Annotated in this window: 12 protein-coding genes; 9 read left to right on the top strand and 3 right to left on the bottom strand. The window is 62.3% G+C overall.

What is annotated here, in order from left to right:
- Positions 1–181 precede the first annotated feature (181 nt).
- Complete coding sequence (locus tag HX855_RS25660) at positions 182–1,111, bottom strand: LysR substrate-binding domain-containing protein (protein ID WP_177088795.1); 930 nt, start codon at positions 1,109–1,111, stop codon at positions 182–184.
- A 308-nt stretch (positions 1,112–1,419) separates the two neighbouring features.
- On the opposite strand from HX855_RS25660, the gene HX855_RS25655 reads away from it, so the two are divergent.
- Positions 1,420–2,652 (top strand): MFS transporter, encoded by a 1,233-nt coding sequence (locus tag HX855_RS25655; RefSeq protein ID WP_177088796.1) that lies wholly within the window; start codon positions 1,420–1,422, stop codon positions 2,650–2,652.
- On the opposite strand, the gene HX855_RS25650 is transcribed toward HX855_RS25655, so the two are convergent.
- A complete protein-coding gene (locus HX855_RS25650; RefSeq protein WP_177088797.1) occupies positions 2,590–3,504 on the bottom strand; it encodes a LysR family transcriptional regulator in 915 nt (304 codons plus the stop codon). The genes HX855_RS25655 and HX855_RS25650 overlap by 63 nt on opposite strands.
- A gap of 114 nt (positions 3,505–3,618) precedes the next feature.
- Here HX855_RS25650 and HX855_RS25645 point away from each other — a divergent pair, with 114 nt between their 5' ends.
- The 8 genes from HX855_RS25645 to HX855_RS25610 all read left to right on the top strand — a co-directional run bounded on the left by HX855_RS25645 (position 3,619) and on the right by HX855_RS25610 (position 13,557).
- Positions 3,619–4,500 carry a hypothetical protein gene (locus HX855_RS25645; RefSeq protein ID WP_177088798.1) on the top strand — a complete coding sequence of 294 codons (882 nt, stop codon included), beginning with the start codon at positions 3,619–3,621 and terminating at the stop codon, positions 4,498–4,500.
- 52 nt (positions 4,501–4,552) lie between these two features.
- Positions 4,553–5,779, top strand: a complete 1,227-nt coding sequence (locus HX855_RS25640) for a Xaa-Pro peptidase family protein (RefSeq protein ID WP_177088799.1) — start codon at positions 4,553–4,555, stop codon at positions 5,777–5,779.
- A gap of 380 nt (positions 5,780–6,159) precedes the next feature.
- Complete coding sequence (locus tag HX855_RS25635) at positions 6,160–7,785, top strand: ABC transporter substrate-binding protein (protein ID WP_177088800.1); 1,626 nt, start codon at positions 6,160–6,162, stop codon at positions 7,783–7,785.
- A gap of 67 nt (positions 7,786–7,852) precedes the next feature.
- On the top strand, positions 7,853–8,806 hold the full coding sequence (locus HX855_RS25630) for an ABC transporter permease (RefSeq protein WP_177088801.1): 954 nt from the start codon (positions 7,853–7,855) through the stop codon (positions 8,804–8,806).
- Positions 8,803–9,639 carry an ABC transporter permease gene (locus HX855_RS25625; RefSeq protein WP_177088802.1) on the top strand — a complete coding sequence of 279 codons (837 nt, stop codon included), beginning with the start codon at positions 8,803–8,805 and terminating at the stop codon, positions 9,637–9,639. Before HX855_RS25630 ends, HX855_RS25625 begins: the two co-directional genes overlap by 4 nt.
- Before the next feature lie 2 nt (positions 9,640–9,641).
- The gene (locus HX855_RS25620) at positions 9,642–11,279 is read left to right on the top strand and encodes an ABC transporter ATP-binding protein (RefSeq protein ID WP_177088803.1); all 1,638 of its coding nucleotides are present in this window, start codon (positions 9,642–9,644) and stop codon (positions 11,277–11,279) included.
- 84 nt (positions 11,280–11,363) lie between these two features.
- A complete protein-coding gene (locus HX855_RS25615; RefSeq protein WP_029615849.1) occupies positions 11,364–12,533 on the top strand; it encodes a hypothetical protein in 1,170 nt (389 codons plus the stop codon).
- Between the two features lie 148 nt (positions 12,534–12,681).
- Positions 12,682–13,557, top strand: a complete 876-nt coding sequence (locus HX855_RS25610; RefSeq protein ID WP_177088804.1) for a LysR substrate-binding domain-containing protein — start codon at positions 12,682–12,684, stop codon at positions 13,555–13,557.
- Here the strand turns inward: HX855_RS25610 and HX855_RS25605 are convergent.
- A complete protein-coding gene (locus HX855_RS25605; protein ID WP_177088805.1) occupies positions 13,504–14,877 on the bottom strand; it encodes an MFS transporter in 1,374 nt (457 codons plus the stop codon). The genes HX855_RS25610 and HX855_RS25605 overlap by 54 nt on opposite strands.
- Positions 14,878–14,963 lie beyond the last annotated feature (86 nt).

Genomic DNA, 14,963 nt, shown 5'->3' with positions numbered 1-14,963 from the left:
GGGCATGCCGAGCCTAGGCGAGGCACCGAGTGGTGGGGCAAAGACCTTTTGGTTACTTTTGGGGCGTTTGCCAAAAGTGACCCGCTGTAAGAGCGGAACCCTAAGCCGCCGTTACCGCAGGAATGGATATGTACACAATCAAAACCGCCAGCCATTACCGCGACAACGGATACATACACAATCACCCCGCCGCCATCGAAGGCTCCAACTGCCGCTGAGCCAACCAAATCTCCTCCTGCAACCACCGCCCAAACACCTGCAACTGCGGCGTGTCCGTCTGCTCCGGCCGGGTCACCAGCCAATACGACTGATGCCCCTCCACATGCACATTCAACACCTGCGTCAACTGCCCACTGGCCAACTCCGAAGCAACCATATGCCAATCCGCAATGGTAATCCCCAACCCATCAATCGCCGCCCGAATCGCCAAATCCAGCAGGTCAAACTCATACCCCCCCTCGATATCAACCCCACTGATCCGCGCCGCATCCAGCCAATGCTTCCACGTCAAATACCGCTGATCCTCCCGCGCCAACACATGCAACAACGTCATGCGATTCAGATCAATCCCGTCACTCCACTCCCGGGCATACAACGAAGGCGCACACACCGCGATATGCCGCTCCTGAATCAACAACGAACTGTCCAACCCATCCCATTCCCCATCCCCAAACCGAATCGCACAGTCGAGGGTGCTGGTCTCCGCCAGGCTGTCCTGCAACCGCGTGGTGATGCTCAACTCCAACTCCGGATGCTGCTCACGCAAGCGCCCCAAGCGCGGCATCAACCAGCGGTTGGTAAACGTCGGCGGCGCATTGATATGCAGCCGATTGGCATGGGACTTCTGCTGAATACTGCGCACCGTCAGCTCGATCTTGTCGAACGACTGATGCAACGCCCGCAGCAGTACCCGCCCGGCGCTGGTCAATTCCAGGTGGTGGTGGCGCCGCTCCAGCAGGGCCTCGCCCAACTGTTCTTCCAACTGGCGCACCTGGCGGCTGACAGCGCTCTGGGTCACGTTCAACAGCTCGGCAGCCCGGGTAAAACTGCCGGTGCTGCCGGCGACTTCGAAAGCTTTAAGGGCGTTGAGACCGGGCATTTTGCGTTTCATGGACGACACTCGGGAGCAATGGGCAAGAAATAACATCCCACAATGACATGGGAAATCACCTGCACAACATACCTTTTTGTATTGGGTCAGCGGTAGCGCCCCGGGTGGGCGCAGAAATAATCGCCCCAGGCGCCGAAAATGTCGTTTATCGATGTATCCCGTCGCTCACGCATAAATAGCCTGCGTATAACGCATGCACACTAAGACAATTAATCATTGGTGACCGCCGGAGTTTAAACACTAGTCTGCCACGGCATTTCTTATAACTTCGCCCTTCTCTTTCACGATTAATTTTTCGAGCCATCGCCATGTCGACTGCACCCGTTTCATCCCGGCGAAGTATTGGCGTGCTGGCACTTGTATTTACCGCGTGCAATGCCACCACCCACGGTTTCAGTGTGTTCCTGTATTCAGCGTTGTTGCCGCAAATCCGCCTGGCATTCGAACTCAGTTACAGCCAGGCCGCGTTGATTGCTGCGCTGTTGCAGCTGTTTTACATGGGCGCCTCGATTGCCAGTGGCCTGGCCGCGGCGTGGATCAGCCCGCGCAATATGGTGCGCCTGACCATCGTCCTCAGCCCGGCCCTGCTGGCCCTGGCCGTCGCCACGCCTTGGGTGCTGCCGTTTGCCCTGTGCCTGGCGCTGGTGTCGGCGTGCGCGGTGTCAAACTGGAACGCGATTTCGGCCCTGGCTCAGGAAGTGATCCCCGCCACGCACCGCAGCCGGGTGCTGGGCCTGGCGTCGTCGGGCTCGGCGTTTGCGCTGTGTTTGAACGGGCTGTTGATCGCGCTGTTGCAGGGCTTGTCCCTGCGCCAGTTCTGGCTGATCTGCGCCGGCTTGACGCTGGTGGTCACCCTGCTGACGCTCTGGGCGTTGGCCCCGCTCAAGGAACCAGCGCCGCGCGAGACCAAAGCCCCCAAGCTGAGCCAGGTGCTGCGCCAATGGCTGAAGCTGTGTGTGGCGCAACCGGTGGCGACGCAGATCGTGTTGCTCAGCGCGTTTATCGGCGCCATCAGCGGGCCCTTTCTGAATTTCCTGTCGGCGTTCGTCAGCGAGCAGTTGCAGGCCAGTGCCTCCGTCACCGGCTCGATGTGGACGTTGATCGGGGTCGGCGGTGTGGCGGGCGGCTTGCTGCTGGGGACCCTGGCCGACCGCTGGGGCGCGTTGCGGGTGATGGCCCTGAGTATCGGCGCGTTTGGCCTCAGCATGCTCGGCTTGCTGGGGCACCCCAACCTGGTGCTGAGCTGGCTGGCCGCCGGGCTGTTTGCGCTGTTTTATTTCCCGTGCTGGGGGTTGATGGCCGCCTACGTCGGCGCCCGGCTCAACCCGGTGCAGAGCCTGCAAGTGGTGAGCCTGAGCATGGTCAGCTACGGCCTCGCCAGTGCCACCGGCAATGCGCTGTGCGGCTGGCTGCTGCAAGTCAGCGGTGAGTTTGCGGTGGTCCACGGCTGGATCGTGGCCTGGGTGCTGGCCAGCCTGTTATTGCTGAAGCGCATGGCCCATCGACAAACCGCTGAGGCGCTGGCTGCCCAGGTGCCCTGAGTGGCCCAAATGCCGACGCAGGATCTCCACCAGCGCGTCCACCTCCGGCACCTGGCAACCGGCTGAGCGCCAGAACATCAGGCGCGCCGGGGCAATCGGCGGGAAGCCCTGGCACTCGTCCAGAATCTGCCAGCCCGAGGGCACCAATCGGCGTGCCATGACCCCCACCGATAAGCCCTGCTCAATGGCGATCGCAATGCCCCGCGGGCTCTGGCTGGTGTACACCACCTGCCACGAGCGCCCGGACTGGGCCAGCGCCTGCACCGCATTCGCACGAAACGCGCAGCCCTCGGCGTACACCGCCAAGGGCACCGACTGACGCCCCACGCAGCTCCAACTGGGCGCGGCGACCCACACCAGCGGCTCGTCACACAGGTATTCCCCGGCCTGCAACCCGGCGTGTTCCACCCCCAGCACCAGGTCCAGTTCGCCCCGTTGCAAGCGCCCCACCAGGGCGGTGGACATCTCGCAGCACACGTCCGGCCGTACCTGGGCGAATTGCGCCTGGAAGTCCTTGAGCATCCCGCCCAGGCAATATTCGGCGTAGTCCTCGGGCATGCCGAGGTGGATGCACACTTGCTCGTTGGGCAATTGCGCGGCGCTGACGGCCTCGCTGTGCAGCTTGAGGATTTGCCGGGCGTAGATCAAAAACGTTTCGCCACCAGGGGTCAGGCCCACCGAGCGGCTGGTGCGGCGGATCAGCGGTGTGCCGACGATGTCTTCCAGGCGTTGCAGGCTCTGGCTGACGGTGGATTGGGTCTTGTGCAGGCGCTCGGCGGCGGCCGAGAAACCCTGGCACTCGATAATTGCCACAAACACTTTAAGCAGGGTGCCATCCAGTTCGCCCGACATAACTATCGCCCTCGCCGATGGATTCGATCACAACTTGTAATTTCCACTTTGCACCTCATTCGGCAACTATCGGTTCAGCCAAAAAACACCAACCGGAAGTTCCAGGAGTCTTGCATGAGCCTTCAACTTGCTGACGCTGAAGTGGGCGATATCAGCGACATTATTAATACCGAGCTGTACCCCATACATGATTCGGGCCATGTTCAATTACAGGCGCTGATCGAACATGCCCGGGCTGAGTTGGCCGAAGACGGTTGCTGCCTGCTGAAGAACTTCCTGCGCCCCGCAGCGCTCGAGCAGGCGCGCCTGGAAGGGTTGGCGCTGTCGGGCAAGACGTTTTTTTCGGTGCGCAAGGTCAACGCCTACTTCACCGAAGACGACACCTCCCTGCCCCAGGATGACCCGCGCCGCACGTTCATGGAGCGCACCAGCGGTTTTGTGACCCGCGACATGATCGCCCCGGACGCCATCATTCACCGGCTGTACGTGTCGCCGATGATGAAACGCTTTATCGGCGCCTGCCTCAACGAGCCGGAAATCTTCGAGTACGCCGACCCCTTTGCGGGGCTGGTGATCAACGTGATGCCCGACGGCACCGAGCAGCCCTGGCACTTCGATACCAACGAATTCATCGTCAGCATGATGACCCAGAAGCCCGAGGCCGGCGGCCTGTTCGAATACGCGCCGATGATTCGCTCGCGCACCCAGGAAAACCTCGGCGCCGTGGGCAAAGTAGTGCGTGGCGAAGACCGTTCGCGAGTGCAGGAACTGGAACTCAACCCCGGCGATTTGCAGATCTTCAAAGGGCGGTTTTCGGTGCACCGCGTGACCCGCGTCGAAGGCGCCACCGAGCGCAACACGGCGATCTTCGCCTACTCCGAAAAGCCCGGAATCATTGGCCGCGCCCAGCGCACCAAGCAGCTTTACGGACGCCTGTCCGAAGCCCATCTGCAAGCCGAACGCAACCTGGTCCGCAGCGACCAGTTGCTCGACTGATTCACCCCCTCAAAAAACTAAAAAACCGTCTGTGCCCTGCGAGGAACACCCCATGAGTCTGTCCGGCCCCAACCGCAACCCCGCCGATTGCGAACCTACCTATGACGAAATCCAGCAGATCCAGCTGGACCGCCTGCAACGGGTGCGCAACGAACTGAAGAAACGCGACTACGCCGCCTGCGTGCTGTTCGACCCGACCCACATGCGCTACGCCACCGGCTCGCGCAACATGCAGGTGTACTCGGCGCGCAACCCGGCCCGCTATGCATTCATCCCGGCTGAAGGCCCGGTGGTGGTGTTCGAATTCGGCGGCTGCCTGCACCTGGCCGAAACCCTCAACACCGTCGACGAAGTGCGCCCGGCCAAGGCCATCTCGTATTACTTCTGCGAAAGTTTCCTGGGTAACGTCACTGCCGATTGGGCTGCCGAAATCGATGAACTGGTGCGCCAATGCGGCGGCGGCAAGCGTATCGCCATTGAAAGCGCCACCTCGGCCGCGGCTTTCGAACTGCAAAAGCTTGGTTATCAGATTTTCGATGCCCAGGAACCCCTGGAACGGGCGCGCTGCATCAAGGTGCCGAACGAACTCAAGATGATCCGCGCCAGCCTGCGTGCCACCGAAGCCGGCGTGCGCCTGATGGAAAGCAAACTCACCCCCGGCATCAGCGAAAACGAGCTGTGGTCGCACCTGCACCAGCATGTGATCGCCACCGACGGGGATTACGTCGAAACCCGCCTGCTCTCCTCCGGCCCACGCACCAACCCGTGGTTCCAGGAATGCAGCACCCGGCCCATCGAAGCCGGTGACCTGGTGGCGCTGGACACCGACGTGGTCGGGCGTTTTGGCTACTACGCCGACTTCTCGCGGACCTTTCTCTGCGGCGACCAGGCCGCCACCCCCAAGCAGCAGGAGCTGTACAAGCTGGCCTACGAGCAAGTGCAGACCAACATGGAAATGCTCAAGGCCGGGCGCAGTTTCAAGGAGTACGCGGAACGGGCCTGGAAGATTCCCGAGCATTACAAAAACAACCGTTACTTCGCCCTGGTGCACGGCGTTGGCATGACCGGTGAATACCCCTACGTGGTGCACCGCGAAGACATTGATGCCCTGGGCTACGACGGCGTGTTCGAAGCCGGCATGACCATCTGCGTGGAAAGCTACATCGGCCACGATGACGGCGGCGAAGGGGTGAAGCTGGAAGAACAGATCTACATCCACGAACACGGCATCGAGCTGCTCTCCGATTACCCGTTCGACCCACGCTTGTTATCGCGCTAGATGATCGCTCCCACGCCGGGCGTGGGAATGCATCCCGTGACGCTCTGCGTCACCGTTGCGCAAGGGGACGCAGAGCGTCCGGGGCGGCATTCCCACGCAGAGCGTGGGAACGATCAGGACATGTAACATGCATTTATAGAACGTTCCAACGCAGAATTTGTCGTTTGTCGATCTTTGCGCAAATGACAAAACTGCGGGCATCTCTAATAAAAACAACATGAGAGCTGCCCTATGTCCTGTCCCATTGCCACCCTCCCGACTTCGTTGCGCCTTGTTCTTCTGCCGGCTTCACAGAGGTCCCGGCTGCGCCTTCGCGGCGCTTGCCACTGACCCTTGCGGTTCAACAAAAAAACGCATATTCGCAAGTACCGGAGAGGCTTATGAAAGAGTTGACCACCCTGGACGGCGCCCTGCCGCATCCAGCCGTAAATGCCCTGTGTGCCCAAGTCCAAAGTGGCGAAATCAACCGCCGCCAATTCCTGCGCACGGCCGCGCTGCTGGGCATCACCGTCGCCAGCGCCAGCACCTTTATCGGCTCCGCACTGCTGGGTAACAACGCCCAGGCCGCCGAGCCGCGCCAGGGCGGCAGCCTGCGCTTTGCCTGCGCCATCCAGGAAATCCAGGACCCGATGCTGATCACCTGGATCGAAGCCTCAAACCTGTTGCGCAACTCGGTGGAATACCTGACCTGGGTCGACGCCGACAACATCACCCACCCGTACCTCGCCGAGAGCTGGAGCCCGTCGGAAGACCTCGCCACCTGGACCTTCAACCTGCGCCAGAACGTGAAATGGAGCAACGGCGACACCTTCAACGTGGACGACGTGCAGCACAACATCGAACGCTGGATTGCCGCCGACTCCAAGTCGGTGAACCGCACCGCGTTCCAGGACATCAAGGCCTTCGAGAAAGTCAGTGAGTTCCAGTTCCGCCTGGTGCTCAAGCGCCCGATCCTGGCGATCCCGGAAATGCTCAACGCCTTCACCTGCGCCATCGTGCACCGCAGCTTCAAGGCCGGTGACGACTGGGCGAAAAACCCGCTGGGCACCGGGCCTTTCAAGCTGGTGTCGTTTGCCGTGAACAAGCAGGCGACCTTCGCCAAGCGCGCCGACTACTGGGGCAAACCGGCGAATCTCGACGAGCTGCGCTACGTGGACATGGGCACCGACGTGTCCACCCACCTCGCTGCCCTGCAAGCCGGGCAAGTGGACGTGCTGTACCGCGTGACCGTGGCCGAACTGGACCTGGCCAAGCGTTTGCCGGGGGCGCAGTTGCTCACCTGCAAATCCGCGCAAACCGTGGTGATGCGCATGGCCTGCGACCAGAAGCCGTTCACGGACCTGCGCATCCGCAAGGCGGTGGTGCTGTGCGCCGACAACGCGCAGATGCTGAAGATCGCCTATCGCGGCATGGGCACCCTGGGCGAAGACCACCATGTGGCACCCTCCCATCCCGAATACTTCCCGCTGCCCAAGCGCAACCGCGATGTGGCCGCGGCGAAGAAGCTGTTGGCCGAGGCCGGTTTCCCGAACGGCATCGACATCGACCTGATCGTCGGCAACACCCAGGGCCGTTATGAGCAGGACTGCGCGCAGATCCTGCAACAGAACTGCCTGGAAGCCGGGATCCGCATCAACCTCAAGGTGATCCCCGCCGCGCAGTACTGGCCAATCTGGGACAAGGCCGCCTTCAGCCTCACCTACTGGGCCCATCGCCCGCTGGGGGTGATGTCCCTGGAGCTGGCCTACCGTGGCGGTGGTGCCTGGAACGAAAGCCATTACAGCGACCCGGCGTTCGATGCCGCGCTGGACAAGGCCATGGGCATTATCGACCCGAAGCAACGCGCCGTGGCGATGGAAGACGTCGAGCGCATCCTGCAGGACGCGTGCGTGATCGTGCAGCCATTCTGGGGCGACAAGTTCACCGCCGTGAGCAAAAAGGTCCAGGGCTTCCAGGTGCACCCATCCGACTTCTACCCAATGGACAGTGTGTGGATGAGCGCCTGATTCAGGCACTCCCTCCTGCCTGCCCGCATGCGGGCAGGCACCCCTTGAACAGTCGGAGCATGCACCCATGGCTCATTTTCTAATGCGCAAATTACTGGCGCTGGTGGCGACCCTGCTGTCGGTGTCACTGATCGTGTTCCTGGCCCTGGAACTGAATATCGAAGACGTGGCCATCAACGTCCTCGGCCCCTACTCCGCCGCCGACCAGCGTGCGGCGTGGCTGGTGGAGCATGGCTATAACCAGCCGTTTATCTGGCGTTACCTGATCTGGCTGAAAGACTTCGTCAGCGGCGACTGGGGCACCTCGGTGTACTTTCGCGAATCGGTGATCAAGCTGTTGCTGCCGAACCTGGCGCAAACCCTGACCCTGGCCGGCCTGGCGTTGCTGGTGATGGTGCCCGTGGCGTTGACCCTGGGCGTGCTCGCCGGGATTCGCCAGGGCTCGGCGCTGGACCGGCTGGTGTCGTTCCTGTCGATCGTCACCACCTCGATTCCCGACTTTGCCAGCGCCGTATTCGTGTCGGCGATCTTTGTGTTCTGGCTCAACTGGCTGCCCGGTGTGAGCAGCATGAGCGACGGCTTCAGCGCCGTGCAATTGGTGCTGCCGTTGATGGTGCTGTGCCTGTTCGGCATCGGTTACCTGGCGCGGATCACCCGGGCCTCGATGGTGGAAGTGATGCAGGCGCCCTATATCCGCACCGCGCGGCTCAAGGGGGCGTCGACTTCGCGCATCGTGCTGCGCCACGCCCTGCGCAATGTGCTGATCGCGCCGGTCACGGTGATCATGCTGTACATCCCGTGGCTGCTGTCCAACGTGATCGTGGTGGAGGTGTTCTTCGCCTACAAGGGCTTCGGCTCGCTGCTGTACACCGCCTCGCTGAACCATGACGTGTACCTGATCGAAGCTTGCGCGATGGTCAGTGCGGTGGTGGTGGGCATCACCAAGATTTTCTCGGACCTGGCCTACACCTGGCTCAACCCGCGCATCACCCTGCGCAGTCTCGGCGGAGGTGCCCAATGAACCTGCTGCATGCCTTCAAACATCCTTTAGCCCTGCTCGGCTTGCTGCTGGTGGGCGGCTGGGTGCTGATCGCGCTGTTCGCACCGTGGATCGCGCCCCATGACCCGCTGGAAAGCTTCACGCCCTTGCTCACGCCCATGACCGCCGGCGACAACGGCCAGAGCTTCCTGCTGGGCACCGACATGATTGGCCGCGACATTCTTTCGCGGCTGATCTGGGGCACCCGCACCGTGTTGTTCTGGTCGATCCTTGCCACCCTCACCGCGTTTGCCGTGGGCATTGCCATGGGCCTGTGTGCCGGTTACTTCAACGGCTGGGTCGACAGCGTGCTGTCGTATGTGGCGGACACCGTGCTGTCGTTCCCGGTGCTGGTGTTGTACATCGTGATCATCATCGCCCTCGGTGCGTCGGCCCTGAATATCCTGATTGCGGTGACCTTCACCAGCGCGCCGGCGATCTTCCGGATCATGCGCGCCCTGACCATCGACATTCGCTCCCGGGACTATGTGCTCAGCGCCATCACCCAGGGCGAAGGGTCGCTGCGGATCATGCTGGTGGAGATCCTGCCCAACTGCGGCGGGCCGCTGATTGTCGATTTCTGCCTGCGCATCGGCTACACCGCGATCATGATCGGCGCCCTGGGCTTTCTTGGCCTCGGCTTGCCGCCACCCACCCCGGACTGGGGCGGAATGATCAACGACGGCCGCGCCATGGCCATTGCCTTCCCGCACCTGGTGATCTTCCCGTGCATCGCCATCTCCACCCTGATGCTGGGCCTGAGCCTGCTGGCGGACGGCCTGGATGAACACGCCCAGAAAGGCGCAAGGAGTTGAGCATGAACCCCACACAAGTGCTGCGGGTGCAGAACCTGTCCATCGAACTGCCCGCCGGCGCCGACCGCAGCCACGCGGTGCAAGGCATCAGCCTGGAGGTGCGCAAGGGCGAAATCCTCTGCGTGATCGGTGAGTCCGGCTCCGGTAAATCGGTGCTGTCGGCGGCGATCATGGGCGACTACGCCAAGGGGTTGCGCCATACCGAAGGCGTGATCGATTTTCTCGGCGATGACATTTGCACCCTCGATGAGGAACGGTTGCGCCAGTTGCGGGGCAACCGTATTGCGATGATTTTCCAGGAGCCCATGGCAGCGCTGAACCCGGCGATTCGCATCGGCAAGCAAGTTGAGGAAATCTTCGATATTCACGCGCCGCAGATGCCGGCCGCTGAACGTCGCGAGCGCATGCTGGCGTTGCTGGAATCCACCCAACTGCCGGACCCGCCGCGCATCGCCAACAGCTTTCCCCACCAGTTGTCCGGTGGCCAATGCCAGCGGGTGGTGATTGCCATGGCCCTGGCGATGAACCCGGATTTGCTGATCGCCGACGAACCCACCACCGCCCTGGACGTGACCACCCAGGCCCAGGTGCTGAAGCTGGTGCGCGACCTGCGCGGTCGCGGGCAGCACGGCATTCTGTTTATCACCCATGACTTCGGCGTGGTCGCGCAAATCGCCGACCGTATCGCGGTGATGGAAGGCGGCCGGCTGGTGGAAATCGGCGAGCGCGACCAGGTGCTGAATGCCCCGGCTCACGCCTACACCCGCAAGCTGATCGCCGCCGTGCCGGCGCTGCACCCGGAGTTGCACACGCCGAGTGCCGACGGCGAGATGGCACTGCGCATCGAACACCTGACCAAGACCTACACCGTGGGTGGCAGCTCGGTGGCGGCCTTGCGCAATGTCTCGCTGCAACTGCCACGGGGCAAGACCCTGGCGATTGTCGGCGAGTCGGGCTCGGGCAAAAGCACCTTGGTGAAAGCCGCGATCCGCCTGGTGGACAGCGACAGTGGCCATGTGTGGGTCGGCGATACCGACTTCCTGGCCCTGCGCGGCTCAGCCCTGGCGGCCAACCGGCGGCGCATCCAGATGATTTTCCAGGACCCGTACGGCTCCCTCAATCCTCGCCATCGGGTGGGCGACATCATCGCCCGTGCAGCCCAACTGCGCGGGTTGTCGGCCAAGGATGCCTGGGCCGAAGCCGGTGACCTGCTGGAACAGGTGGGCCTCAAGCGCGACGCCCTCAAGCGCAACCCCCGGCAGTTCTCCGGCGGCCAGCGCCAGCGCATCGGCATCGCCCGCGCCCTGGCGATGCGCCCGGAAGTGTTGATCGCCGATGAGAGCGTGTCGGCCCTGGATGTGTCGGTGCAAAAACAGGTGCTGGAGCTGTTGGCTGAACTGCAACAGCGGCTGAACCTGAGCATCCTGTTTATCACCCACGACCTGCGGGTGGCGGCGCAGATCAGCGACTACATCGCGGTGATGCGCCAGGGCGAAGTCGTCGAATACGGCACCGCCGAACAGGTATTGCTGCGACCCCAGAACACTTACACCCAGACCTTGCTGGCTGCAGCCCCCGGCGCCTCGGAGCTGCCCGCCGCAGGCCCGCCGCTGCGGCTGATTCGCCCCCTAGCCCAGTGAGTTAACCCTTTACCCCGCGTCGCAGCGTTCGTTGCGGCAAGGGGCTGCTGTTGCCAAAAAATAACCAATAACGAGAGCAAAACCATGCGACCAACCCTTCGTTACATCGCTCTGGTCCCTGTGCTTGGCGCCCTTGCGGCGCCGGCCATGGCCATTCAAGTCACCGACAACCTGGACCTCGGTGGCGCCGTGCGCGCCCGTTGGGACTATGACCCGGATCGCGGCATCCAGAAGTTCGGCCTTGACACTGCGTTCCTCAGCGCCAAGTACAACTCCGACACCTGGATCGGTGAGGCGCAGTACCGGTTCTACGGGCGCTCCTACCCGTACCAGTACACCAAGAACTACGGTGATATCCAGTTCGCCAAGTTCGCCTGGGTGGGCTACAAGTTCAACCCCGACCAGCAGGTGCAAGTGGGCCTGAACACCGTGCCGTTTGGCCTGCAGCCGTACTTCGGCAGCACCTTCTACGAAACCCTGGGCAACGTGATCGGCCTGGAAGATGTGCAGCAGGTCGGCGCCAAATACATCCAGCAAAGCGGCGACTGGAACATCCAGGCCGGTTACTACCTGCGCCCGGCATGGCAAGGCAAAGGCACGAGCAAGGGCGTGACCTATTCCAGCGTGATCTCCGAAGCCGACAGCTACGTGGGCGACGGCAGCAACAACCAGGAACGCAACACCGTGGTGGTGCGGGTGGCCAAGGCCATGGACCTGGGCAACTGGAAGTCGGAAGTCGGGCTGTCCGGCCTGACCTCCACCCTGGAGAACAAAGACACCAACAACGACGGCCGGCGCAATGCGGTAGCCATCCACTACCTGGGCAAGAACGGCCCGTGGGGCGTGCAATTGCAGGCGGCACGGCAGCAGATGTCGCCGCGTAACCCGGGCACCGACAGCGTAGTGACACTGGGCGGGTATGACGGCACGTTCAACGTGGCCAGCCGGGGCAATTTGTATGTGGCGGACCTGAGCTATGACGTAGGCGGCAAGTACCTGTTTGACCAGATCAGCGGGGTGAAGCTGTATGCCAACTACAGTGCGTTTGATAAGTCCGAGGATCAGTTCAAGACCTCACAGCGGGTGATTCTGGGGACGTCGTTTTCGGTGAGTAAATTGTGGGTGGCCACGGAGTGGTTGATCGGCAAGAACGACCCGTATATTGGTGGCAGCAGCTATACCGAGAGTCTGGGGGCTGGGGGGAGTAACCAGTGGGAGAATCAGCTGTATATGAACATTGGCTATTACTTCTGACTTAAGCTCTGTAGCGCTTTAACTGGCCTCATCGCAGGCAAGCCAGCTCCCACATTTGATCGGCGCCGCGGTCAAAATGTGGGAGCTGGCTTGCCTGCGATAGCGTCAGTACCAACACTATAAAAACAACAGGTGTGGAATCCCTTTCATGCGCCAACTGCCCTCCCTCAACATGCTCCGGGTGTTCGAAGAAGTCGCCCGCCACCGCAGCTTCAGCCAGGCGGCCGTGGGCCTCAACGTCACCCAGGGCGCCGTCAGCCGCCAGATCAAACAACTGGAAGACTACCTCGGCGTCGCCCTCTTCATCCGCACGCCCCAGGGCCTGTCCCTGACCGAAGCCGGCTTCGCCCTTTCCCCGCACCTGAGCGATGCCTTCGACCATATCGAACGCGCCCTGCAGGCCGTGCGCGTGCCCAACCTGCGCCAGCGCCTGCGTATCGTTGCGCCGCCGACCTGGGCCACCCGCTGGCTGTCCGCCCACCTGCGCAGGTTTTGCGAGCGTTACCCCGACATCAACCTCAGCGTCACCCACCAGAACAGCCACGCGAGCCTGGCGGAAATCGACTGCCAGATCCGCTTCGGCCTGGAAGCGGCGCCCCATTGCAGCAGTGAGTTGTTGGTAATGGAACGCCACATCGCCGTGGCCAGCCCGGAGCTGTTCAGCGACGGCCAGCCACCGGACCTGCGACGTTTTCCCCTGCTGCATATCCTGCACGACGGCAAACGCCTAAAGGTCTGGGAAAACTGGCTGGCGGCCATGGGCCGTGAGGATATCGATGCGGACCAGGGCCTGGAATTCAGCACCCTGGACCAAGTGATCCACACCGCCCTGGCCGGCGGTGGGTTGGCAGTGATCGATCGGCAAATGATCGAGCGCGAACTGGCCAATGGCAGCCTGTTGCCGATCACCCCGGTGGAGGTGATCGGCCCGTATGGCTATTGGCTGGATGTGGCGAGTGACAAGCAGGGCTTATCCAAGGTGCGCTTGTTTACGCAGTGGTTGAACCGGGTGAGTAACCCCTGACACCGGGGCTTCGGCCTTGCATGCCTGGCTCAAGGTCAACGCCTTGGTTTCCGGCGCCCAGGCCCAGGAGATGATCGCCCCCAGCACCAGGATCGCCGCGAGGATGCCCATGGTCGGGCTCAGGCCGATCCCGGCCACGCTGACCGGCAGCAGGAAGGTACTCACCGCCGACCCCAAGCGGCTGACGGCGGTGGCTAGGCCAATCCCGCTGGCCCGCACTTCAGTGGGGAAACTCTCCGCCGGGAAGACCCCCACCAGGTTGCTCACCGCCGACAGCACCAGCGTGAACACCCCAAACGTCAGCACCATCAGCCACGCCATGCTGCCCGGCAACACCGCCAGCAGGAACAGCGCCGCCGCGAGGATGATGAACGAGTTGATCAGAAAGCCGCGCCGGGAAAATTTCACGGTGCACCAGATGCCGATCAAGGCGCCGATGATCAGCAGCAGGTTCAGCAGCAGCTCGGTGCCAAAGCCTTCGGCCAGGCCCATCTTCTGCAGGATCGACGGCAGGAAGGTGTAGATGGCGAAGTACGGCATTACGATGCACACAAAGAACAGGCAGTTGAACGCGGTGCGTTTGCGGTATTCGCGGCTGAACAGCACGCCGTAGCCCGAGCGGGTTTGCGTCGAGGGTTCTTCATCGAGCACCACGTGTTCGCCGAGGTGCTTCTTGACGATGGCCCGGGCCTCGGCAATCCGCCCGCGATTGACCAGCCAGCGCGGGGATTCGGGGGTGCCGATGCGGGCGATCAGGATCAGCCCGGCAGGAATCGCCGATGACGCGAGCATCCAGCGCCAGGCGTCATCGCCGAGGCTGAGCATGGCGGTGCCGACAAAGGTGGCGGCCACGTAGCCGACGGTCCACACCACACTGAAGGAGCCCAGAAGCACCCCGCGATGTTTCTTCGGCGAGAACTCGGCGAGCATCGCGTGGCCGACGCTGAAGTCGCCGCCCAGGCCGATGCCGATCAATACCCGGCACAGCAGGAGGCCCATGGCGGTTTCGGCGTAGAACTGCATCACCGAGGCAACGGTGATCAGGACGAAGCTGACCAGGAAAATTTTCTGCCGGCCGAGGGTGTCGGAGATCCAGCCGAAAAACAGGCTGCCCATAAACAATCCGATCAGGGCCGAGGCGCCGATCAGGCCTTGCCAGAACGCGTCCAGGTGCATCTGGGGGCTGAGCAAGGTGAAAGCGATGCCAATCAGGCCAAGGATATAGCCGTCGGTGAAGTGGGCGCCGAAGGTCAGGCCGGCGATTTTAAGGTGGAAGCGACCGATGGGCAGGTCGTCGATCTTGATGGATGGGGTGGACATGGTGTTCTCCATTTTTTTGTTTTTGACGGAGTAACAGCGGGCAAGCCAAGGGTGATGGTGTGTGGGCTTTTTTTTGGTTCATCACG

The sequence above is a fragment of the Pseudomonas sp. IPO3778 genome, from assembly GCF_013386825.1.
In the GTDB taxonomy this organism is placed as follows: Bacteria; Pseudomonadota; Gammaproteobacteria; order Pseudomonadales; family Pseudomonadaceae; genus Aquipseudomonas.
This window is presented reverse-complemented; position numbering and strand designations above follow the sequence as displayed.